This is a genomic window from Paraburkholderia sp. 2C, assembly GCF_054589215.1.
On the sequence record NZ_BAAILL010000032.1, the window covers coordinates 217255 to 239690 of the forward strand.

Sequence of the window (22436 nt, forward strand, 5' to 3'; positions counted from 1 at the left end):
TCGTTCGCGAGCGCCGCCCGCAACGATGCGCGCGCCGAATCGATGCCGGCCGTGCTGGCACCGATCTGCCGGCGCGTCGATTCGAGATCCGCGCGCGCCCGATCCACGGCGATCCGGTACTGCTCGCTGTCGACTTCAAACAGCACATCGCCCGCCTTGACGTCCTCGTTGTTATGCACGAGCACGCGCGTCACCCGGCCCGACACTTCGGCGGCCACAGGCACGACGTAGGCCTGCACGCGGGCCTGTTGCGTATAAGGCGTAAAGCGATCCGCAAGCAGATACCAGGCAAGACTCACGACGATCGCACCGATCACCCATTTGACAGCGCCCGACGATGGATCGGCGGCCGGCGCCGGCGCCGGCGGCTGTTGCGGCGTGTCGGCGGAGGGCTCGGGCGGGCTGCTCATTGTGCCGGACCTTCCGGCCGGCTGCCGGTGACCGATGACGCGCCCGATTCGTTCAGCAGATCACCCCAGTCGGTGCGCTGCTGCATCTGCGTGCGCGTCGCCGCGTCGACGAGCGGCTGGGCCGTGTACCAGCCGCCGCCCAGCGCCTTGTAGAGCGCGATCACGCTGCTCACCGCATTGCCGCGATTGACGACGTACGTGTCCTGTTGCGACGACAGTGCGCGTTGCGCATCGAGCACCCGCTGAAAATCCGAATAGCCTTCGCGATAGATCGTATTGGCGAGCGTGAGCGAACGGCGTGCCGCCCGCTCGGCGTCGTAAAGAATGCTGTCGCGCTGCAGCGCCGCGATCAATGCCGTCGCCGCGTCGTCGGCCTCGCGGGCCGCTTCGCGCACGGTGTTCTGGTAGGCGACGATCAGTTGCTGCAAACGCGCGTCCTGCACGCGCACGTTGTTCGTGATGCGGCCATGATCGAACACGTTCCACGTGACGCTCGGACCGCCCGCCACGGCAAGCGTATTCGGCGCGCCGGTGAGCGAACTGGCGCTCCAGACAAGCGAGCCGAGCAGCGACACAGACGGGTACAGATCCGCTTGCGCGACGCCGATCAGCGCGGATTGCGCGGCCATCTGCGACTCGGCGGCGCGCACATCGGGACGACGCAGCAGGAGGTCCGCGGGCACATCCTGCAATACGGCCCGGCTGACCAGCGGAAGCACGCCCTCCTTGCCGGGCTGCCTGTCGAGTTCCGGCAATGGATCGGGCGGCCGGCCGATCAGCACGGATAACGCATGGCGCGCAAGCACGATCTGGCTTTCGAAGGCGGGAACGCTGCTCAGCGTGCCAAGGTATTGTGTCTTCGCCTGCTGGAGATCCAGTTCATCGCTTTCTCCGCTTTTGAAAAGCCGTTGCGTGATCTCATAGCTGCGCTTTTGCAAGCGGGCATTTTCTCGCGCGATACGTAGACGCGCCTGCGCGGTGCGCAGTGCGAAATACGTGTCGGCAACCTGCGCGTGCAGCAGCACCAGCACGTCGTCCCGATTGGCTTGCGCCGCAAAGAACGAGGCGTCGGCCGACTCGATCGCGCGGCTGAAACGCCCCCAGAAATCGAGTTCCCAGCCGATGCTGAAGCCCACGCCGTATTGCCAGTAAGCGCCTGAACGCGGGTTGAAGCCATCCGACCGTTTGCGCGCCGAGTACAGCACATCGGCATTGACCTGCTGCAGTTGCGGATACCGCCCCGCGACGGCGATGCCCAGTTGCGCGCGGGCCTCGATCACGTGCAGGCCGGCAATCTTGAGGTCACCGTTGTGCGCATCGGCTTGCGCAATCAGATACTCGAGATTCTCGTCCGCGAAAATGCGCCACCATTGCCGGACGTCGGGTTCGCCACGCTCCTGCGTGACCTGTTCGATCGAAGCGCTGCTCCAGTGCTCGCTCCAGCTCTCATGTTGCGGATGAAAATCCGGTCCGACGCTGGTGCACCCGCAAAGGCACCCGGCGCCGATCAGCACAAGCCACGATTGACGCAGGTTCGGCGACACGGCGAGGCCCCGTTGGTGCTACGTGGTGTGCTGCTCTTCCTTGGCCCGCTCCAGCTGCGGCTGATCCCTCACCCATCGCCAGAACAGCTGGTATCCCACGGCCAGCATGACGGGACCAATGAAAAGACCGATGACGCCGCCCGAGACCATCCCGCCGAGCGCGCCGATCAGCACGACCGGCATCGGCACCGCCACGCCGCGCCCCAGCATCAAGGGCTTGAGCACGTTGTCGGCCAGCCCCGCGACGAACACATAGACCGAGAAAACGATCGTTGCGGCGCTGACGCCCTCGGTCAGGATGACGAAGACAATCACGGGAATCGTGATCAGCGTGGCCGGCAACTGCATGATGCCGATCAGCAGCACGGCGAGCGCAAGCAGCCCCGCGCCCGGAATGCCCATCACGACGAACGCGACACCGATCAGCAGCATCTGGATAAACGCGATGCCGACCACGCCCTGAGCGACCGCGCGAATAGTGGCCGTGCACAGGTCGGCGATCTGCGGGCCGTTCTCGGGGCCGAAGATACGCGATGCAATCTGCACCGCGCTGTAGTGGCCCTTCTCTCCATAAGCCATGAATATGCCGGCAACGATCAGCGCAACGAAAAATATGAGCAGTCCCGCGCCAAGGCCGGTCGCCATACCGAGCAAGGCGAGACTCACTTCCTTGAGCTGGGGCGCGAACTTTTGCACGAGACCGGTGAGATCGGTGGAGGCCTGTTGCCAGAAGTCGTGTACGCGCTGCCCGATGAGCGGCCAGCTCGCCACCGATTCGGCCGGCCGTGGAATGCGGAATTCGCCGTTCCGGACGATATCCATCGCACGCTCGATGGATTCGGCCACCGCCACACCAAGCAGATAAGTCGGCAAGAGAATGACGGCAAATGCGACGATCACGATCAGCGTTGCAACGACCCCATCCCTGCCGAGCGTGCGGCGAAGTCTGACCTGAAGCGGATAAAGCGTGATCGCGAGAATCAGCGCCCAGACCATCAGACTGAGAAACGGGAGGAAAATCCGCACGCAGAATATCGCCAGAACGGCAATGAGCCCGGCGCGAATCAGCACGTCGAGCAACTCTCTGGACAACACCCTTCGGGTAGTCGGCGTGGGCAGCATCGATTGTCTCCTCGCGGGTTGCCTCGGGTACGAGTACCTGGCGATACCTGGAGCCGCTATCGGGCATGGTAGAACCGATCCCGCGGCAGAAACAATTGGACCAAGGTCCTACTTGGCTAACTGAGCCGCTAGCCGAGGCCACGCATCACGGCATCGATGCGTAATCCGCCCGGCGCCAGTTCCGCGCGAGGAAAGCACACAAGCGCGAAAGCACGCGTCCGGGGCGGGTCGCCCGGAATGCGCGCGAAATGGAACTCGATTTCGTGGCAGCCCTCGCCGTCCTGGTCGTGGATCACGTTCATCAGGTCGATGCGAACGCGTTTTGTGCTGACGTACAGATGAGCCGCGGGATGAGCCAGAACATCGCATATTCCCTTGAGCTGAAGATCGTATGTTTTGCCCGGCATTCTGATTTCACCAAGCTTGCGTGCGTTTTCTTCCAGTTGTTTCTGCAGTTGTTCGAGCTCCCCGGCCGCGTCGACGGCTTCATCGCCGACTACCGAACGCATGCCGGCGCCTTGCCGCTCGAGCAGCGTCTTACGCGCTTGCAGAAGGGCGCGCGCTTCATCGAGCAACGTGTTGTGATCGCTCGTCAGCTTCGCTATTCCTTCGAGTACCAGTTGGTCCAATAATCGATGCCCGATCTCTTCGCGCAGTTCGGACTCGGTGCGACTGCACATGCGCACCCGATGATCGCCAAACAGCAGTGAAGTCTGCGGAACATCGTGACGAACGTCATTGCCTTCGAGCGCAACGCCGAGGAAATGCCGCTCGGCCATCGTCATGCCAAGCGCTGCGTAGGCTTCGATACGTTCTGGATTGCCATCGAAAAAGGACCGCAGCTCTTCGGCCCGGCCGAACGTTTCCAGCAGCGTGTCAGGCGTGGCAAAAAAGGCACGTAGCTGAAAATCGGCTGACCACGCCTGCGCATTGGCCTGATGCGCCGACGGCAACGAAGCCAGCAAGCCGTCGATGGTATGAAGCGCGGTCAGTACCGCAGGCTTCAAATGCTGCTCGTAGCGCGACGCCATTTGCAGGCGCGGATGCATGGTCAGAATGCGTTTGATGCCTGCGTCGATCTGCGCCGATTTTTGCAAGCCAGTCTGCGCCCGGTTCCGGTTGAGTAGCCAGTCGAGCATTCCCATCTGTCTATCCCTCGCTGCTAGCGGCGCCTCCGAAGCCCTACGAACGCGGCCTCGCGTGCTGGTCTCTTTTTCATCCCTGAACTATTCTAGGCGTTATCCAGGCGCGACGCGGCCCACCCTTCCATCATCCGCACGTGAGGCCCACTCGATCTCACGCGATCGACTCATGCAACCCGACACGTCCCTTACTCAAGGAAAACCCTCTGCCAAAGACGCTCACGGATGGTTGCGGTGGCTGCCCGGCGTCACGATGCTCAGGGAATATCAGGCAAGCTGGCTGCCAAAAGACATCGCCGCCGGACTCGTCCTGACCACGATGCTGGTGCCGGTCGGCATTGCCTACGCGGAGGCCTCGGGCGTACCGGGTGTCTACGGTCTTTACGCGACGATCGTTCCGTTGCTTGCCTATGCCGTCTTCGGACCCAGCCGCATTCTCGTGCTCGGCCCGGACTCCGCCCTCGCCGCGCCGATTCTCGCGGTCGTCGTGACGGTGGCGGCCGGCGATCCGTCCCGCGCCATCGCCGTCGCGAGCATGATGGCCATCGTCTCCGGCGTTTTTTGCATTGCAATGGGCGTGTTGCGTCTTGGCTTTATCACGGAACTGCTGTCGAAGCCGATCCGATACGGCTATATGAATGGCATCGCGATCGCCGTTCTGATCAGTCAGTTGCCGAAGCTGTTTGGCATCAAGATCGATGAAGCCGGTCCGCTAAGAGATCTGCTAAGCCTGACTAGAAGCATTATCGATGGCAAGGCAAACGGATATAGCTTCGCGGTGGGCGCGGGCACGCTTGCGTTGATTCTCTTTCTCAAGCGCTTCGAAAAGGTGCCCGGCATTCTGATCGCCGTCGTGCTCGCCACACTATGCGTGAGCGCATTCGGCCTCGACGCTTCAGGCGTCAAGGTGCTTGGCAAGATTCCGCAAGGTCTGCCGTCATTTGTCGTACCCTGGACGGACGGTGTCGACCTGGCCAAAGTAATCCTCGGCGGCTGTGCCGTCGCGCTCATATCGTTTGCCGATACAAGCGTGCTGTCGCGAACCTTCGCGGCCCGGTTTCACAGCCGCGTCAATCCGAACCAGGAAATGGTGGGCCTCGGCGCCGCGAACCTCGCGGCAGGGCTTTTTCAAGGGTTCCCGATCAGCAGCAGCTCTTCGCGCACACCCGTGGCGGAGGCTGCGGGCGCGAGAACCCAGCTGTCGGGCGTGGTCGGCGCTTTGGCTGTCGCGCTGCTTCTCATTGCGGCGCCGAATTTGATGCGCTACGTGCCGAACAGCGCGCTCGCCGCCGTCGTCATCGCGGCCGCCATCGGCCTGTTCGAATTTGCGGACCTCAAACGGATCTATCGCATCCAGCAGTGGGAGTTCTGGCTCTCCGTCGTGTGCTTTATCGGCGTTGCCGTGTTTGGCGCGATTACGGGCATCTGCATCGCGGTGGCCATTGCCGTCATCGAATTTCTGTGGGACGGCTGGCGGCCTCATTTTGCCGTGCTTGGCCGGGTTGACGAGGTACGCGGATTCCATGACATCCAGCGCTACCCGAATGCGGCGCGCATTCCGGGGCTGCTGCTGTTTCGCTGGGATGCCCCGCTGTTTTTCGCCAACTCCGAGCTTTTTCAGGAGCGGCTGCTACAGGCAGTCGAAGACTCGCCCACGCCCGTACGCAGGGTCGTCGTGGCCGCGGAACCCGTTACGAGTGTGGACGTGACCTCGGCCGATATGTTGCTCGAACTGATTCGCGTGCTGAACGATCGAGGCATCACGCTGCATTTCGCCGAGATGAAGGACCCCGTTCGCGACAAGCTCAAGCGCTTCGAACTGATGGCGCTGGTCGGCGCCGAACGCTTTCATCCGACGATAAACAGCGCGGTCGACTACCACCTGGGCAAACGGGAGAGCCCGAAGAATGACGAGGAGCGACGCGGATAGCAGTCTGAGCGCCCGTTTCGCTGCAACGCGCAAATCGCGTCGCGTATCATTGACCGCCACCTGTCCACCGCGCGCCATGACCGTCAAACGACCCCGCCCGCCCGTTCCCGATGCGCACGCACCGCGCGAGCTGCTCAATCTTGCGCATCTGCTCGTGTTCGTCCGCGTCGCACAGTACGGCAGCGCGATGCGTGCGGCCGAGACGCTGTATCGCGCGCAATCGGCGGTCACACGCTCGATCCACGAACTCGAAAACGCGCTCGGCGTGCCGCTCTTCGAGCGGCATCCGTCGGGTATGCTGCCCACGCCTACCGGCCGCACGGTGCTCGAACGTGCGCAGCGGGTATTCGGTGAGCTGCAAACACTGGCCACGTGGTGCACGACGCGACAGCAGGACCGACGGCTCAACGCGTCACGCGGCGTGCCGTCGTCGCTGCTCAATACGCGGCGGCTGCAACTGCTCGTCGAACTCGCGCGCCACCGGCATATGCCGAGCGCCGCCCGCGCGCTCGGCATCAGCCAGCCTGCCGTCAGCAGCGCGATCCGCGTACTCGAAACGGGCGCCGGCTTCGAACTCTTTCATCGCAGCGCGCGCGGCCTGCAACCGACGCCCGACGGCGAGATCTTCGTGCTTCACGTCCGCCGCGCGTTAAACGAATTGCGCCATGTACCCGACGACGTCGCCGCGCTGCAAGGCACGATTCGCGGCCATGTGCTCGTCGGCGCGCTGCCGCTCGGGCGCACCTTGATCCTGCCCGCCGCGGTCGCGCATCTGGGCAAGGCCTATCCGGGCGTGCGCGTCATTACCGACGAAAGCGCCTATGAAACACTCGCTGTGGGCCTGCGCGCGGGCGATATCGACTTTATTCTCGGCGCGGTGCGCGAGCCCGATCCGGCAAGCGGCCTCGTGACCGAGACGCTGATGTCCGAACCAATGGCGGTGCTGGCGCGGCCTGATCATCCGCTCGCCGGGGTACGCAATCTGAAGCTCAGGCAGCTGTCCGATATGCAATGGGTGCTGCCGCGCAGCCATTCGCCGAGCCGCGCGATTCTCGACGCGCTGTTCGAGCGCAGCCGGCTCGCGCCACCCGTGCCTGCGGTGGAAACCGCCGACCTCGCGATGATCCGCGGCCTGTTGCTGCAGTCGGATATGGTGGCCGCGCTTTCCGCGCATCAGATGCAGTACGAGTGCGAACTGGGCCAGCTCACGGTACTCGACGTGCCGATGCCGGATACCGTGCGCGACATCGGCTTCACCATGCGCGCCTTCGCCGAACCGTCGCCGGCCGCGCGCAAGCTGATCGACGCGATTCGCGAGGTCGTCGCGCAATTCAATCCGCTTGCGTATTCGGGGCATGCCGTTGCCTGACCGGCATCCACGCGCGAGCAGGTCCAGGAAGTCGCGCCAGGCAAACGGCACGACGTCCTCGTAACGCATGCCGCGCGTTTGCGTCGCATCGACGACGCCGTCCTGCAGTTTCGCGCACGCCTCGCTCGTCAGCGGGTCCAGCTTTGCATCGCGCAACGAGGCGTCTCCTTGTTAATGTCGGGCGAGCGCTTTTAGCTTGAGCACTCGCCCGTATCTCAAACGACAAAGCGAGGCAACGTAACCACGTTAAAGATCGTCGGCCGATTCGACGTAGACCAACCCCTTGGCCGCAAGCTTGTCGCGCATGCCGTAGTAGTCGAGGCCGAGCTGGCCCGAGGCCAGCACGCTGCGCGTTTTTTCTTCCTTGGCAAGACGCGCTTTCGCCGCTTCGGCAACCGCCGCGACCGTTTCGAGCGGGACCACGACGATGCCGTCGTCGTCGGCCACGATCACGTCGCCGGGACGCACGAGTTGCTGCGCGCATACGACTGGAACGTTCACCGAGCCGAGCGTTTCCTTCACTGTGCCTTGCGACGAGATCGCCTTCGACCAGACCGGGAAGTCCATCTCTTTCAGGGCGCGCACGTCGCGGCAGCCCGCGTCGATGATGAGACCTCGCACGCCGCGTGCCGCAAGCGAGGTGGCGAGCAGTTCGCCGAAGTAGCCGTCTTCGCATGGGGAAGTGGGCGCGACGACCAGCACGTCGCCTTGCCGGCATTGCTCGACGGCCACGTGGATCATCCAGTTGTCGGCCGGCGGAATCAGCACGGTCACCGCGGAGCCGGCAATCGATGCGCCCGCGTAGATCGGTCGCATGTAAGTGGCGAGCAGCCCGAGACGGTTCTGCGCCTCATGCACGGTCGCGCTGCCTGCGTTCTTCAGCACCTCGACGGCGGCCGGATCGGCCCGCGAGATACGGGTAACGACGACGCCGCGCTTCATGACAGATCTCCGACCACGCTCGGCGTGACACGCTGATAGCCTTCCGCGTATTCGATGTTGCGCTTCGCTGTAATGCCGATATTGCGCTTGGCCTGTACGCCGCGCTGCAGCGCGACGCGGGTGTAGTACTCCCACAGATGCTCCTGACCTGCCATGCATTCAATTGCCTTGCGCTTCACGTCCCACACTTCGGTGATATCGAGGAACGTATTCGGCGACCACTCGCACTGCTCGGTCTGGTGCGGCTCGAATGCGTAGACGGGCGGCGCGCCGACAATCTTCTGGCCCGGGTTGTGACCTTCCGCCTGCGCGATGATGCGCGCTTCCTGCGCGACGTGCATCGCGAGCGGATGGTCGAAGTTGTACGGATCTTTCAGCGAATGGCTCAGCACGAATGCGGGCTGAACGTCGCGATAGACGTCGACGAGGCGCAGCAGCGCTTCGTCCGATACGCGCAACGGGTAGTCGCCGAGGTCGAAGAATTCGACTTCCGCGCCGAGCACGTCTGCTGCGCGTTGCGCTTCCTCGCGACGCGACGCCTTGACCTTGTCGAGCGTCATGCCTTCTTTTCGCCACAGCTTGGCGGACTCGCCGCGCTCGCCGAACGACAGGCACACCACCTTGATGCGATACCCGTTTTTCTTATGCAGTGCGATTGCACCGCCTGCCCGCCACACAAAGTCAGCGCTATGCGCGCTGACGACCAGCATCGATCTGTTCTCCGCCATTTGCAGCCCTGTACGTTGATTTATTCGAAAAAATGAATCCCAACGCCGATGATTCTATGAGCCGCATACCGGCAGCGGGTACGCGAAGGACCCTCGATGGCTATCTATTTTGTTTATTGAAACTGTTTTGAAGGGAAACGGTGCATCGCTACACGGCTGCATCCTGAGTGCCGTATTCGTCGAGCATCGTTGCGCGATGGCCCGACACGAGATTTCCTGCCACGCGCTCGGCCACCGTTGCATTGACGAACAGCGCGCTCGAAATCGGCACGCGCGAATGTGCGGGCGGACCGACAAACCAGAGGTGGCCCTGCTCAGCTGGACGCGCCGGCTCGGCGCTCAATCGCTGCGACAGGGTCACCGTCTCTCTGTCACGCGCGCCGTGCACTTCGAGTTCCATCTCGCCCATTTCGTTTCTGACGAGGCGCGGCGCATGAAATCCGGCTGTGATGACGATCGCATCGAAGTTCCGGAAGCCCTCGCCCCAATTCACACTCCACGGCGCCGCTCTATCCGGCGGCGCAATGACATCGAGCAGCCGGCCCTTGCTGACGGACAGCAGCCCGTCTTCAATCAGGTCGTGAAGTTTCTTCGCATTCGGCAACGCGAGCGAGGTCAGGTACGGCTCGACCCGCTCGCCGATCGCGGGGTGCATCGCACCGGGAAATGGAGACCGGGTTTTGGCGTAGATCGCATTGATCGTTTCCACGAGGTCCACGAGCAGATCCTGCCATTGGCACTGACCGAGTTCCGCGAGACGGATCTGCTCGCGCAGCCGCTCGCCGTATACGGGTGCCGTACTGAACTGGTCTCGCCATGAAGGGCCCGCCAGGGTCGACATGTGGTACGCGAAAAACTTCAGATAGGCGTGCCTCAGCCCCTTCGGATACGACGCATCGCCGCCCGGCGTCCAGCGCCTCAAAAGCGACTCGAGCCACGCGCGGTCGAGGCGAAACCGCGCATTGCGGATGGACCGGCCGCGCACGGCCGGCAGCGCGCCGGACGGCGAGACCATCGAAACCTTGCAGTTTTGCCGGCACAGCAAAATCGCTGCGTCGACCGCCGACAGTTTGCTGCCGACCACAAGCACGCGCGCATGCCTGGGAATTCGGCCCAGCATGTCGGCTTCGGGATAAGGACTGTCGATCAGACGCGGATGACCGATATACGCCTTCAACACATCCGGAATACGCGGTGCGCCAAAGCCCGTGCAGAAAACAACGTCGGTCGCAAACAGCGAATACGAGGTTTCGCCGCTCTCGAGCGTCAGTTCATGACCACCGCCGTCGATGGCACGCACGGAGCGAAAGCGATACGGCAGGTGAATCACTTTGATACCGCACCGGCACGCGATGTCTGAAAAACGGCGAAAGCGGTCCGCGAGGTAAGCGCCGACCCACGAGCGCGGCACGAACGCTTCCGGGTCGACCGATTGCCCGTTTTGCCGCAGATAGAGCAGAAAATCTTGCGGAGCATCCGCGGTCACCGACATGATTTCGGCCGAGGTATTGCATAACAGATCAGCGTCGCGGCTTCCGAAGACCATGCCGGGACCGATACCGCCGGGGGCTATCACATAGATCGTGTGCGCCGCGCGTTGTTTGACGAGCGCGATAAACGTCGCCACGCAGGCGGCGCCGCCGCCAACCAGTGCCACACTCTTTTCGTCCTGCTTCATGCTGATGTCCTGTTCTTACCGATCTTTAGCCTGCTGCTTCGTGTCTTGCTTTTATCTGTGACGCACAATATCCGGCGCTCGCGAGCCGGGTCTTGAAGAATCCTGCGTCCGCGGCGCGCCGCTTTGCGCGCGTTGCCCGCTTGCAAGATTCTTCAAGACCGCGGACCGCGCCACCTGGTAGGCTGAAAAAGAGACGTGGTATGTGGAAATTCGCGCCGGGTTCCGATCCGGCGCCGTAATGTGTCCCTGAATGGCGGGCAAGGTTGGCCGCGGAGAAACATCGCGACGTCAGCGCAGCCGGCAAAGACGGCCGATATTCGGTATGGTTTTGTTTTACCGTTCCTCGTTTTGCGTCGGGGAACGCATCGCGAATCTGATTTCGAGGCGGAGATGTCGCACGACAGCAGCGTCAAGGTTTGGCGAATGACGGACCTGCATGACGCGGAGATGCTCAAGGGTACTTACGTTCAACACATGTACCCGTGGCACTCTCATGAGGAAATCAGCCTGGGGCTCGTGCTGGAGGGCGCGATCGACCTGCGCACACGCTCGCGTCAGGGCATTGCCACGGCCGGCTCGTTCACGCTGATCAACGCCGAGGAAGCGCACTACGGTACGCCGGTGAACGGCGAAGGCTGGCGTTGCAGAACCATTCACCTTAGCCCGCGGATGGTGCAAAGCACCGCCGACGATTTGCGCAAATACTCGCCTGCGTCCAGTATCGCGTTCCTCGGGCCGACGTTCGACGACCCCGACGCGGCTCGCGAACTGCTTGAATTGCACAGGCGTTCCGAAGCCGAGGCCTCGTCACTGGAACGTCAATCGTGGCTGGTCACGCTGATCGCACGACTGCTGTTGCGACACTCGGAAGTCGCCGTCACTCTTCCCGCTCGCGAACGTGAGCCGCGCGCAGTCGGACTCGCACGCGACTATCTGGTCGAAAATCTCGGTGACAAAGTGACGCTGGACGAACTGGCGGCTACGTCGGGCATTCCACCGTTCCGGCTGTTGCGCGCGTTTCAGCAGTCGGTCGGGCTCACGCCGCACGCGTATCAAACGCAGACGCGCATCCGCGCGGCGTGCCGACTGTTGCGAACGCAGCACGCACTTGCCGACATCGCCGTCACCACGGGGTTCGCGGATCAGGCGCACCTGACCCGCACGTTCAAGGCGATTATGGGCATGACGCCGGGGCAATATCGTGAGGCGTTTCGCGTGCCTGAGTGATGCCGCTTGTGCGCCTTATGCGGCGTATGCCGCTTGTACCACCTGTGCCATGTGTGCCACGCGGCGCCCAACCCGCAACTGCGCCTCGTCAGAACCGCGCGCGCATCCCCATCATGCCGACAATCTGATTGCCGGTCGACGAAGCTCCGCCCGAGTTGTAGACGAAAGCGTGGAAATTGCCGCCGCTGACGTGCTGATAAACGCCTTCCAGATAGACATCCGTCCGCTTGGAAAAGCTGTACACCGTTTGCAACCCGATCTGATTCCATTTCGGCGACGACCCGAACGTCGATGTATTCGTCACATGGCCATTGGTGAAAACGTATTCGGCGCCCACCGTCAGCTGCGGCAACACGAAGTATTTTCCGTTGAGCTCGTAGTTGTCGAAGCGCACCGTTCCGTTCTGTGAACCGAACGACGTCGAGCCCTGGAACTGCGTGTGGGTATAAACAAAACCGAGCTTCGCCTTGCCGATTTCGTAGTTCACGCCTGCGCCGGCGATTCGCTGCACATCGGCGCCCAGCACGAAGCCGGCCGTATTGTTCGCCTGCGTTTCGTTGATATCGAGCGCGCCGGGACTGTTGATCGTGGTGTTTTTCGTGCCGTTCAGTTGGAAGTACGCAATACCGGCATTCAACGGACCCTTGCTGTACGCGAGGCCCGCACTATATGCGCGATTCACCGCAAAGTCCGTGCTGTTGGAGAACGCGTACTGCGCCTCGAACTTCAAACCCCAGTAGTCGAGACTCGTATACTTCACTGTGTTGCTCAAACGATATGAATGAATCATGTCGTCGTTGTCGAACGGGTGAGCGAACGCGGTGTCGCCGAAATTGATCGATGTGGCCGAAAGTGGAATCAGCGTGTGTCGGTCAGCGCATCGTATTGACGGCCGAGCGAAACCGTACCGTATTCCTTGCTGCTCAGACCGACAAATGCCTGACGACCGAACAATCGCCCGTCCTGAGCCGACTTCCCGTTGTTGATGTTGAAACCGCCTTCAAGTACGAAAATCGCACCAAGGCCGCCGCCGAGATCTTCGTTGCCGCGCATTCCAAAGCGGCTGCCATTAATGTTGCCGGAGGTCTGCCGGAACAGCGACCCGCCACTGCCGACGTTATTCGTATATTGAAGGCCTGCATCCAGCAGGCCATACAACGTCACAGAGCTTTGTGCATGCGCGATCTGCGCGGCGAACATGCCCGAACAGGCAATAAAATATAAACCCCGCTTCATTTCTCTCCTCTCATTTGATTGACAGTCGAAAGCCGACTCGAATGAACCGGCCCGTCACGACGGAGGGGTGTAATTTATCTTTCGGATTTATATCGGCGCGATATGGACGCCCTTTTTTGTCGAAAAAGCATTGCCCAAAACTGAATGTACTTAGTGTCCCGAATTATATTGAGCGCGGATTTGTTTCAACGGCTTTCGATGCATTGAGCGCAAGGCATCACAGAATGGAGCTGAATTACGTATAGCGTCTGTCCGTACCGCAATTCCGGCTGATACGGCACTGCGCTTTTTGATGCGCCTTGCGACGGAACCCCCTGCAAGCTCGATTTCGACGGTTTGCCCGCGTATCGGTACGACGACGACCATCACCTCAGCGTCGCCGGCAGTACCTTGCTGTATAGCCACTATATGAAGCGGCATCCGGGGGAACTGGCGGCCTTGCTTTCAAGGTAGGTGGCCAATGTCTCTCTCGCATCCACAACATGCATAACCTACTGCGTCGCCTCTTTCCTCTTCATCAGGAAATATGCTTTGTTTCGCTAGTGCACTGCCGACCACGCCACCGTCACCGAAAACGCCCCAAGCACGATAGCCGCTCCCGCGGCACATACACCGGCTTGAGCCATGCAAGCCGCTCCTTTCCCAGTTGCGCGCCCACTGCCACCTATTACACGGGAGCCCAAAACGGTCTGGCTGGCGCTGACGTGAATGTCACGCGCGCGCATCCGCAGCAGGAAGCGTGAAATAGAAGCGTGCACCGCCGTGTGCGGAACCCGTGTCTGCGGCAATCCATCCGTTATGCGCCTCGATGATCGATCGGCAGATCGCGAGGCCCATGCCCATGCCGTTTTCCTTGGTGGTGAAGAAGCGCTCGAAAAGATGCGCGACATGATCGGACGTCAAGCCGGGGCCGCTATCTTCAATAGCGCAGCGCACGGTGGCGGCATTCGGCATGGAGGTCGAAATGGTCATCCTGCGCTGCGGGCTGTCCGCCTGTTCCATGGCCTGCATCGCATTGACGGCAAGATTGACGATGACCTGCTGCAGTTGCACACGGTCGGCGAGCACATTCGGCGCTTCAGGCGTGAACTCATGAAATACGCTCACGCCGCGCGCTTCGAGTTCAGGTCGCAGAAACGCAAGCGACTCCTCGACGAGCTCATCGAGCGACACCGGCGTCTGCTCGGGCGCGCGCCGAATGGCCATCGCGCGAATATGATCGATGATGTTCGCTGCACGGCGCGCCTCGGCAACAACGTGCGAGGTGGTCGCCCGCACCTCCGCGATATCGGGCTCCGGCCTGTCGAGCCAGCGCAGCCCGGCCTGGCCATTAATGCAGATGGCCGCTAGCGGCTGCTTCAACTCATGAGCAATCGATGCAGTCAGTTCGCCCAGCATCGAGATGCGCGCGGCGTGCGCGAAATCCGCCTCCGCGCGCCGAAGCGCTTCCTCGGCACGCCGGCGCGCGCCGAGTATCGCCAGTCCGCTATGGACCAGACCCGCGACTACAAGCAGCATGCCAGCCGTGAAATAGCGGTTCGCCCAATCGATCGCGACGATATTCTGCGGACCCGCAAACCCGTCTCTAAAGGTCAGAACAATAACGGCCAGCACCGCCACGACCGCCGCACCGCCCCATAACCATCGAACGGATCGCGTCCAGGCGAGCACGATTACAACGAACAGGTACAGCTTCGCAACGTTGAGCGGAACCGGTAAGTAGCAGTCCAACGCAAAGATAAGTAGCGTGAGCGCGCTGGCGAGTACGCCCGCCTGTGCGGGCGAAACCCGCAATACGCTCCATTTCTTTCTTAGCCCGTCACTGAGGCTGGACGCGAGCCCGGCGCTTTGCTTGATCTGATGAATGCGAGGTCCCGTTGTCTCGTCCAGCACGGTAGTCGCTCCTTCGGATTAGAGGGGCACGCGCGTCGCACCTCGACCGCTTCATCTTACCTTGATCGCTTCTCCAAATCCCGGGACACCCCCGCAACCCGGTACGTCGTGCTTTTTCCCGCACGCCTTCCTCGCACGCACACCCCGTCAGCGCATCCGCCTGACACACCACCACATCGCCGCCATCACGCAAACCCCAACGATCTGCGTTGAACCAAGCGCGTGCCCATACACGACTCTGTCGACCAGAATCGCGCTCAACGGATAAACAAATTGCAGCACCGCGATATTGCCGGTCTTCAACCGGCTCATGCCGGCGTAAAGCACGACATACGCGAGGCCCGTATGGATAACCCCAATACCCGCAAGCCATCCCCACGCAGCGCCCCAAGCCGGCAGACCACGCAACAAGGGCCACCAGCACGTCGCCAGCATGCCGATCAGGCATTGCCACCACGCAAGCGCAAAGGAACTGACTTGCGTCGCCATTCTGGCGATCATCGTGACGCCCGCATAAGCGAAGGAGCCGGCGAGGCACATCGCCACGCCGCTCCAATAATTCGCCGATACGCTGCTGCCGTCGGCCTGACCGTGGCCATTCAGCACACCCGTTGCGAGCACGAGACCGACAAGCGCGATGACCGTCGCGACCGCGCGTTGCAGCGAAATTTTCTCCCGTAGCAACCACGCGCCCAGCGCAATGACCCAGAACGGTTGCACATGGAAAATCACGGTCGATATGGCAATCGACGTCCGGGGAATGGCGGCGAAAAAGAGTCCCCAATTCACCACCATCAACAGCCCCGCCGCTACGGCGTAGCGCAGCGCACGCCCGGTCAGGCGAAGTTCCGCGATGCGTCCTTGCGCAAGCCCCCAAAGCGATAGCGCAACGCCGCCGAAAAAGCATCGGAACAGGACAGTCGTGAAGGGATCCTGCCCCGCCTCCTCGATAAAGATGCCGATGGTGCCGAGCATGACGCCGCCAAGCACCATCAGGATGGTACCGCTCTGTTCGTGGCGGACAGCGCGTTGCCCGTCAACGCATGGCGCTTCAGCGCGTTGCTCGCCCGCGATCACGCCGGGAGTCGATGTCGAAGATTTCATGCAGCGCATTCTGTGCGTATTGACGACATCGCAAAAGCGAATTTATATTGGTTTAATCTTTCGAAAATCGAATGGAGTCCACGCAACCCGCCATGCAACCCAAAGATCTGCAAACGGACTGGCTGCGCGCCTTCGTAGCGGCCGTCGATACCGGCTCGCTCACCGCCGCCGCAAGGCTCGTCTACCGTTCTCAATCTGCTGTGAGCATGCAGATCAAGAAGCTCGAGGAAGTGGTGGGCAAACCGCTGCTCTCGCGCGATTCGAAGCACGTATCGCTCACGCCGGTCGGTGCCGACTTGCTCGTTTACGCACGGCGCATGCTTGAATTGCAAGCGGAAGCATTGGCCGCCATTCAGGGCGCGCACATCACGGGCCGCATTCGCCTCGGTGTGCCCGACGACTACGCGATGGCCTACTTAACGCCTGTACTGCGCCAGTTTTCGACGCGCTATCCGAACATCGAAGTCACGCTCGTCTGCGAGCAGTCCACCGTGCTGATACCGAAGGTCGATCGCAGCGAGCTCGAACTGGCGGTCGTCACGCGCGACCACCCCGAGCGTGGCACGCTGCTGTTCCGCGAAGGTCTGGTGTGGGTGGGGGACGAACAACACGAAGCGTGGCGCCGCGATCCGCTGCCGATTGCCGTGCACGAAGCGGGCAGTCTTCCGCGCGCCATTGCGCTTTCGGCGTTGGCGGCCGAAAAGCGCGACTATCGCATCGTGTATCACAGCCCGAACGTGGCCGGCCAGCATGCCGCGGCCGCCAGCGGCATGGCGATCGCCGTGCTGACGCGCTGCAGCGTGCCGCCCGCGCTCAAGATTCTCGATGCGCGGCACGGCTTGCCCGATCTGCCGGAACTCGACGTCGCGCTGGTTCGAGGCAAGAAGTCCGTACGCTCGCAGGCTGTCGATGCGATGCATGAACAGATCGTGCTTGCGCTAGGCAAAGACGCGGACCCAGACGCGAGATGATCGGCAAAGACTGCAACATTAAATCTGCCAGCCGAGTCCAAGACTCTTCTGCAACGCCACAAAGTCCTTTAGCAATTCGGCCTGTCCCGCCACGACATTCTGCTGCGCCGAAAACTCCTGGCGTTGCGTGTCGAGCAGATCGATCAAGGTCGACACGCCCGCCGTATAGCGTTGCCGCATCAGCACAGCCGAGTGCGTGGCTGACGCCTCCACCTTCTGCAACGTGACCACATGCTCGCGTTGATGCCCATAGCGCGAAAGCGATGAGTTCGCGTCCTGCAGCGCCTCGAGCACGGTCTTCGTATATTGAGCTTCGGCCTCGTCGCGCGATGCCTCGGCCGCATGCACGCTGCCGAGCGTGCGACCGAAATCGAACACGTTCCATTGCAGATACGGCACCGCCACCCAGCTGAAATTGCTCTTGCGTATCAAATGGCCCGGATCGCTGGCGCTAAAGCCAATATCGCCAAGCAATGTCACCTTCGGAAAGAAATCGGCCACGTGTTCGCCGATTTCCGCATTGCTCGACGCGAGCCGCCGCTCCGCTGCGCGAATGTCGGGCCGCTGCTGCAACATTGCCGACGGATCGCCGATTGCAACCGTCTCAGGCAGCGCCGGCAAGGGCCGCGCAGCGGCGAGCTGTTCGTCGAGCGCGCCGGGCGCACGGCCGGTCAGCACCGCGAGGCGATCGAGCGAATCGGTCACTTGCGCGTCGAGCGGACTCAGCGTCGCACGCGTGTTCTCGACCTGCGTGGTCAGGCGTTCGACATCGACGTCCGCGGCGGTGCCGCGTGCCCGGCGCTGCTGCGTAAGCGTCAAGATTTTCTGCTCGGTCTGCGCCTGACGCTGCGCGAGTTCGAGACGCGTCTGCTCGTCGCGCAGTTCGATATAGGTGCGCGCGACCTCGGCCGCCAGCGATACCTGGGTATCCGCAAGATCGGCGTCGACGGCCTGCGCATTCGTCGATGCCGCTTCGATCGCGCGCCGCGTGCCGCCGAACAGATCGATTTCCCACGATGCGTCGAACCCGGCTGTATAAAGCTGCAGCGGGCCCCGTCCCGACGACGACGTGTTGCTGTTATTGCCATTCCCGCCGTTATTGCCATTGGTAAAAGCACTCAGATCCGGCTCGCGCGCACGCAACGCGGCGGCATTCGCCGACAGCTTGGGCAACTCGTTCGCATGTTGCTGATCGAGCTGCGCGCGCGATTCGCGCAACCGCGCCTGCGCAATATGCACGTCGGGACTATGCGCAAACGCGGCCTCGATCAGCTCATTCAATTGCGGATCGTTGAACGCGAGCCACCACTGGTTCGGCGGCGCGGGCATCATGATCGTGCCGGAGTTCGACGCACGCACGAAGGTTTTGCTGCTGGTCGAATCTTGCGCGACAGCCGGCGCGCCGCGGTAGTCGGGGCCGACCGTGCAGCCCGGCAATACAAGCACAGACAGAAGCGCGGCGGCCGCAAGCGCAAGACACGAAGGACGGTTGAACGTCATGTTGAGATCAAAAGACATTAGTGCCCGGCCGACGGAGGCGGCGGCGCATTCCGGCGCGGCGTTTTCAGCAGCAGCGCAAGCGGAATGCACGCCAGCAGCGCGATGCCGAGCAGATAGAAGGTTTCCGAATAGGTCATGACCGTGGCCTGCTGCTGGATCTGCGTCGCGAGTTGGCCGAGCGCGCGCATCCGCGAATACGCCATGTCACCCGTATGCGCGAACCAGCTGGCCGCGTGGGTCGCGAGGTTTTCCTGACCGATCAGCGAATTTGCGCTGACCGATTCGCGAATCATCGCGGTATGAAACGTCGTGCGCCGATCGATCACGGTGCCGATAATCGCCAGGCCGATCGACCCGCCGAGGTTGCGCGCCATGTTGTACAAGCCCGCCGCATCGCCCGAATCCTCGCGCGAGACAGCCGCCATCGACGCCTGATTGAGCGGCATCATGGCGAGCATCTGCGCGGTGCCGCGTATCAGCTGCGACCAGACGAAGTCGTGCCCGACGCTCTGTGCGGTCAAGTCGATATCGAGCATGCAACTGGCCGCGTACATGAGCAGCCCGGTTATCACCAGCAGGCGGAAGTCGAATCGCGCGAGCATCCGCGGCAAGACCGGCATGATCATGAAAGCGGGCAAGCCGGACAGCAGCATGATTGCGCCCGACTGCTCCGCGTTATAGCCCGCCACGATGCCGAGAAACTGCGGCAGCAGATACGACACGCCATAAAGCGCCGCGCCCACTGCCGACACGATCACGATCACGCTTGCGTAGTTCGGATTGCGCATCAGACTCAAGCGCAGGATCGGTTTCTTCGCGGTCAATTGCGAGGCGCCGATCAGGGCCATGCCGAACACCGATACGCAGGTGAGCGAGACGATCAGCGACGACTCGAACCAGCGCTCGCGCTGCCCTTCCTCGAGCACCACTGTCAGCGAACTGAGCCCGATCGCGAGGCCCACGATGCCGAGCCAGTCCGCCTTTAAAAACGCCTCCCAATGCGGCTTATCCGACGGCAGGCCGACCACGAGCAAGGTCATCAGCGCAAGGCAGATCGGCAAATTCATAAAGAAACACCAGCTCCAGCTGATGTTCTCCGCGAGCCATCCGCCCACGACCGGCCCCAGCAGCGGCCCGAGCAGCACGATCAGACCGAACAGGGTCATGCCGACCGGCATCTGCGACAGCGGCAGCCGCGTGCGGATAATGGTCTGCGCGGTCGGAATCAGCGCGCCGCCGGTGAAGCCCTGGCCGATACGGCCGGCGATCATCATCGGCAACGTGTGCGACCAGCCGCACATCATCGAAAACGCGATGAAAAGCGCGGAATTCGTGAACAGGAAATTGCGCAAGCCGAATACACGCGTGAGCCACGCGGCGAGCGGAATCATCACGATTTCCGACATCAGGTAGCCGGTCGAGATCCACGTGCCCTCGGTGCCGGTCGCGCCGATTTCGCCTTGAATTTGCGGCAATGCGGAGTTCGTGATGGAGATATCGAGCGTCGCCATCAACGCGCCGAGCGCGCCCGCGGCGACGGCGATCCAGTCGCTTGCGCTGGCCCGCGGTTCAGCGTGTGCAGCGGCTGAGCCATGCGATGCGGCGGCGCGCGCCGCGGCGGATGAATTAGCCACGATGGTTCTCGGCATCGATGCGGGCATCGCGATCGCGCGCCGAACGCGTGTCGACGTCGACCGTCACCGAGAGCCCCGGCAACAGCACGCTACGCGTTTCCGGGCCCGTCTCGATGCGAATCCGCACGGGCACGCGCTGCACGATCTTCGTGAAGTTGCCGGTCGCGTTCTCCGGCGGCAGCAACGCGAACTGCGATCCCGTGCCCGGCGAAAAGCTGTCGACCACACCATGCAGATCGTGGCCCGGCAGTGCGTCGACATGCATGTCCACGGGCTGGCCGATGCGCATGCGGCCCACCTGCGTCTCCTTGAAGTTGGCCACGAGATAAGTGCTTTGCACAGGCACGACCGTCAGCATCCGCGTGCCCGGCTGCATGTACTGCCCCACGCGCACCGTGCGATCGCCGACCTTGCCGCCGAGGGCGCTCTTCACCATCGTGTTGTCGAGGTCGAGTTGCGATTGCGCCGCGCTTGCCTGCGCCGCTTCGAGTTGCGCTTTGGCCTGCGCGAGCTGCGCGGCAAGCGAAGCGATCTGCGAGCGGGCCGCATCGACAGCCGCCGCGTTCGCGGCCAGCGTGGCATTGGCCTGATCGCGGCTGCTCGTCAGTTCCGATAGCCGTTCGCTGGTTTCGGCGCCCGTGGCGATGAGCGGCGCGTAGCGGCGCACTTCGTCGCTCGCATGTTGCGCGCTCACGCGCGAGACCTGCTGCTGCGCGAGCGCCTGCGCGATATTGGCTTGCTGCTGCTTGATGTCGGCCTGCGCGCGTGCGATGTCGGCCTTGCGCGCATCGATCGTGGCAAGCGCCTGATCGAGCGCGACCCGGTACTGGCGCGCGTCGAGCTGCACGAGCGGATCGCCGGGCTTGACGAGCTGGTTATCCCCGACGAACACCTGCGTGACGTAACCGGCCACTTTCGGCGCGACCGTCACGCTGTCGGCCTGCAAATACGCGTCGTCCGTACTTTCGATGAAACGGCCCACGGTCCACCAGCGCACGAGCCAGAGTGCGCCGACGATCAGCGCGGCCACGCCCAGCACGATCAGCACCATACGGCGGCTGGGGCGCCTCGCGCCCGTTGCGGGCGAGTCTTCCGCTGGTGCAGCCGGGACGGGATGGGAAGGAGAGCCTGCGGTTGTCGACATTCTTTTGGTCCAATTTTTTCCAACTGGCATAATTATTCCAGTCGTTAAAATTGTGTCAAGTGTTATATTTCTCCGCAGCAACGGAGAAAATGCATGAACCCCGCAAAGAAGCTGCGCCGATCGCCCGATGGCGGCTACGCGCGCGGCGACGAAACACGCCATCGGATCATCGATGCAGCAGTCGAACTGTTTGGCGAATACGGCTTCGACGGCGCCTCGACACGCGATATCGCGGCACGCGCCGGCGTCAACGCACCGGCGCTGCAGTACTACTTCGAAAACAAGGAAGGTGTATATCGCGCGTGCGTCGAAGCGCTGGCCGACGAAGCGTGGAAAACCTTCGGACCGGCCGTCGAACATGCGCAGAAGGTGCTGCGCGAGAACGCCGATACGGAAGTCTTGATCGATGCGTTCCTGCGCATTCAGGAAGCCATCGCCGACGCCGCCTTCGCCAAAACGAGCAAGCCCGGCCGGCGCATGTTCTTTGCGCGCGAGCAGGCCGGATACGAACCCGAAAGCGCGTCGGAAATTCTCGTTTGCAAGATCCGCGACCCGCTAAACCAGGCGTGCGCCGCGCTTATTGCGCGAATTTCCGGGCTCGCCGCCGACGATCCGATCACGGCCATCCGTAGCTTCAGTCTGAACGGGCAAATGGTGATTTTCCACGTGGCGCATCGCTCGACGCTTGCGTCGCTGCGCTGGAAAAGCATCGATGCGGAAAAGGCACAACTGCTGAAGTCGACCATACGCGATCAGACGCGCACGCTCCTCAAGCAATGGAGCATCGAACGGGACGAAGCGCGTAAAGCCGACACCGGCCGCGCCGCAAAAGCAAAGCCGCGCAAATAGCATCACGCCGCTT

At 62.3% G+C, this 22436-nt stretch carries 17 protein-coding genes and 1 pseudogene; 5 read left to right on the forward strand and 13 right to left on the reverse strand.

What is annotated here, in order from left to right; all coding sequences use genetic code 11:
- The 4 genes from ACYPXD_RS09155 to ACYPXD_RS09170 all read right to left on the reverse strand — a co-directional run.
- The coding region (locus ACYPXD_RS09155; RefSeq protein ID WP_459710001.1) for a biotin/lipoyl-binding protein at positions 1–410 on the reverse strand (410 nt) is incomplete at its 3' end.
- Positions 407–1954, reverse strand: coding sequence for a TolC family protein (locus ACYPXD_RS09160; protein ID WP_459710004.1), 1548 nt, complete (start codon positions 1952–1954; stop codon positions 407–409). The genes ACYPXD_RS09155 and ACYPXD_RS09160, both read right to left, overlap by 4 nt.
- A gap of 18 nt (positions 1955–1972) precedes the next feature.
- Positions 1973–3076 carry an AI-2E family transporter gene (locus ACYPXD_RS09165; protein ID WP_459710006.1) on the reverse strand — a complete coding sequence of 368 codons (1104 nt, stop codon included), beginning with the start codon at positions 3074–3076 and terminating at the stop codon, positions 1973–1975.
- Between the two features lie 128 nt (positions 3077–3204).
- Complete coding sequence (locus ACYPXD_RS09170; protein WP_459710009.1) at positions 3205–4221, reverse strand: hypothetical protein; 1017 nt, start codon at positions 4219–4221, stop codon at positions 3205–3207.
- A gap of 250 nt (positions 4222–4471) precedes the next feature.
- Between ACYPXD_RS09170 and ACYPXD_RS09175 the strand changes: the two genes are divergently transcribed.
- Both ACYPXD_RS09175 and ACYPXD_RS09180 read left to right on the forward strand, forming a co-directional pair.
- Complete coding sequence (locus tag ACYPXD_RS09175) at positions 4472–6148, forward strand: SulP family inorganic anion transporter (RefSeq protein WP_459710011.1); 1677 nt, start codon at positions 4472–4474, stop codon at positions 6146–6148.
- A gap of 76 nt (positions 6149–6224) precedes the next feature.
- Entirely contained in the window at positions 6225–7517 is a 1293-nt protein-coding gene (locus tag ACYPXD_RS09180) for a LysR family transcriptional regulator (protein ID WP_459710014.1), read from the forward strand.
- Positions 7518–7763: 246 nt separating this feature from the next.
- Here the strand turns inward: ACYPXD_RS09180 and ACYPXD_RS09185 are convergent, their stop codons facing one another.
- The 3 genes from ACYPXD_RS09185 to ACYPXD_RS09195 form a co-directional block, all read right to left on the reverse strand.
- On the reverse strand, positions 7764–8459 hold the full coding sequence (locus ACYPXD_RS09185; protein WP_459710017.1) for a 4-carboxy-4-hydroxy-2-oxoadipate aldolase/oxaloacetate decarboxylase: 696 nt from the start codon (positions 8457–8459) through the stop codon (positions 7764–7766).
- Positions 8456–9187 (reverse strand): PIG-L deacetylase family protein, encoded by a 732-nt coding sequence (locus ACYPXD_RS09190; protein ID WP_459710020.1) that lies wholly within the window; start codon positions 9185–9187, stop codon positions 8456–8458. The genes ACYPXD_RS09185 and ACYPXD_RS09190 overlap by 4 nt, the downstream gene beginning before the upstream one ends.
- 148 nt (positions 9188–9335) lie before the next feature.
- Positions 9336–10865: an FAD/NAD(P)-binding protein gene (locus ACYPXD_RS09195; RefSeq protein WP_459710022.1), complete on the reverse strand. Its 1530-nt coding sequence runs from the start codon at positions 10863–10865 to the stop codon at positions 9336–9338.
- A 423-nt stretch (positions 10866–11288) separates the two neighbouring features.
- On the opposite strand from ACYPXD_RS09195, the gene ACYPXD_RS09200 reads away from it, so the two are divergent.
- Positions 11289–12092, forward strand: a complete 804-nt coding sequence (locus tag ACYPXD_RS09200) for an AraC family transcriptional regulator (RefSeq protein ID WP_459710025.1) — start codon at positions 11289–11291, stop codon at positions 12090–12092.
- An 88-nt stretch (positions 12093–12180) separates the two neighbouring features.
- Here ACYPXD_RS09200 and ACYPXD_RS09205 read toward each other — a convergent pair.
- The 3 genes and pseudogenes from ACYPXD_RS09205 to ACYPXD_RS09215 form a co-directional block, all read right to left on the reverse strand.
- A pseudogene (locus tag ACYPXD_RS09205) lies at positions 12181–13328 on the reverse strand (porin).
- 711 nt (positions 13329–14039) lie between these two features.
- On the reverse strand, positions 14040–15221 hold the full coding sequence (locus ACYPXD_RS09210; protein ID WP_459710027.1) for a sensor histidine kinase: 1182 nt from the start codon (positions 15219–15221) through the stop codon (positions 14040–14042).
- Between the two features lie 147 nt (positions 15222–15368).
- Positions 15369–16325, reverse strand: coding sequence for a DMT family transporter (locus ACYPXD_RS09215; RefSeq protein ID WP_459710030.1), 957 nt, complete (start codon positions 16323–16325; stop codon positions 15369–15371).
- Positions 16326–16417: 92 nt separating this feature from the next.
- Between ACYPXD_RS09215 and ACYPXD_RS09220 the strand changes: the two genes are divergently transcribed.
- On the forward strand, positions 16418–17296 hold the full coding sequence (locus tag ACYPXD_RS09220; protein WP_459710033.1) for a LysR family transcriptional regulator: 879 nt from the start codon (positions 16418–16420) through the stop codon (positions 17294–17296).
- Positions 17297–17314: 18 nt separating this feature from the next.
- Here the strand turns inward: ACYPXD_RS09220 and ACYPXD_RS09225 are convergent, their stop codons facing one another.
- From ACYPXD_RS09225 to ACYPXD_RS09235, 3 genes are read right to left on the reverse strand one after another with little or no spacing between them, the layout of a single operon-like run.
- Positions 17315–18796 carry an efflux transporter outer membrane subunit gene (locus tag ACYPXD_RS09225; protein ID WP_459710036.1) on the reverse strand — a complete coding sequence of 494 codons (1482 nt, stop codon included), beginning with the start codon at positions 18794–18796 and terminating at the stop codon, positions 17315–17317.
- Between the two features lie 17 nt (positions 18797–18813).
- Entirely contained in the window at positions 18814–20445 is a 1632-nt protein-coding gene (locus ACYPXD_RS09230; RefSeq protein WP_459710038.1) for an MDR family MFS transporter, read from the reverse strand.
- Complete coding sequence (locus ACYPXD_RS09235; protein WP_459710041.1) at positions 20423–21481, reverse strand: HlyD family secretion protein; 1059 nt, start codon at positions 21479–21481, stop codon at positions 20423–20425. Before ACYPXD_RS09235 ends, ACYPXD_RS09230 begins: the two co-directional genes overlap by 23 nt.
- A gap of 186 nt (positions 21482–21667) precedes the next feature.
- Between ACYPXD_RS09235 and ACYPXD_RS09240 the strand changes: the two genes are divergently transcribed.
- Positions 21668–22423 carry a CerR family C-terminal domain-containing protein gene (locus ACYPXD_RS09240; protein WP_459710043.1) on the forward strand — a complete coding sequence of 252 codons (756 nt, stop codon included), beginning with the start codon at positions 21668–21670 and terminating at the stop codon, positions 22421–22423.
- Positions 22424–22436 lie beyond the last annotated feature (13 nt).

Excerpts from the sequence above, each read along its gene's own strand:
- ACYPXD_RS09165 (WP_459710006.1), bottom strand. The coding sequence starts at position 3,076 with ATGCTGCCCACGCCGACTACCCGAAGGGTGTTGTCCAGAGAGTTGCTC.
- ACYPXD_RS09170 (WP_459710009.1), bottom strand. The coding sequence starts at position 4,221 with ATGGGAATGCTCGACTGGCTACTCAACCGGAACCGGGCGCAGACTGGC.
- ACYPXD_RS09175 (WP_459710011.1), top strand. The coding sequence starts at position 4,472 with ATGCTCAGGGAATATCAGGCAAGCTGGCTGCCAAAAGACATCGCCGCC.
- ACYPXD_RS09180 (WP_459710014.1), top strand. The coding sequence starts at position 6,225 with ATGACCGTCAAACGACCCCGCCCGCCCGTTCCCGATGCGCACGCACCG.
- ACYPXD_RS09185 (WP_459710017.1), bottom strand. The coding sequence starts at position 8,459 with ATGAAGCGCGGCGTCGTCGTTACCCGTATCTCGCGGGCCGATCCGGCC.
- ACYPXD_RS09190 (WP_459710020.1), bottom strand. The coding sequence starts at position 9,187 with ATGGCGGAGAACAGATCGATGCTGGTCGTCAGCGCGCATAGCGCTGAC.
- ACYPXD_RS09195 (WP_459710022.1), bottom strand. The coding sequence starts at position 10,865 with ATGAAGCAGGACGAAAAGAGTGTGGCACTGGTTGGCGGCGGCGCCGCC.
- ACYPXD_RS09200 (WP_459710025.1), top strand. The coding sequence starts at position 11,289 with ATGACGGACCTGCATGACGCGGAGATGCTCAAGGGTACTTACGTTCAA.
- ACYPXD_RS09215 (WP_459710030.1), bottom strand. The coding sequence starts at position 16,325 with ATGAAATCTTCGACATCGACTCCCGGCGTGATCGCGGGCGAGCAACGC.
- ACYPXD_RS09220 (WP_459710033.1), top strand. The coding sequence starts at position 16,418 with ATGCAACCCAAAGATCTGCAAACGGACTGGCTGCGCGCCTTCGTAGCG.
- ACYPXD_RS09225 (WP_459710036.1), bottom strand. The coding sequence starts at position 18,796 with ATGACGTTCAACCGTCCTTCGTGTCTTGCGCTTGCGGCCGCCGCGCTT.
- ACYPXD_RS09230 (WP_459710038.1), bottom strand. The coding sequence starts at position 20,445 with ATGCCGAGAACCATCGTGGCTAATTCATCCGCCGCGGCGCGCGCCGCC.
- ACYPXD_RS09235 (WP_459710041.1), bottom strand. The coding sequence starts at position 21,481 with ATGGTGCTGATCGTGCTGGGCGTGGCCGCGCTGATCGTCGGCGCACTC.
- ACYPXD_RS09240 (WP_459710043.1), top strand. The coding sequence starts at position 21,668 with ATGAACCCCGCAAAGAAGCTGCGCCGATCGCCCGATGGCGGCTACGCG.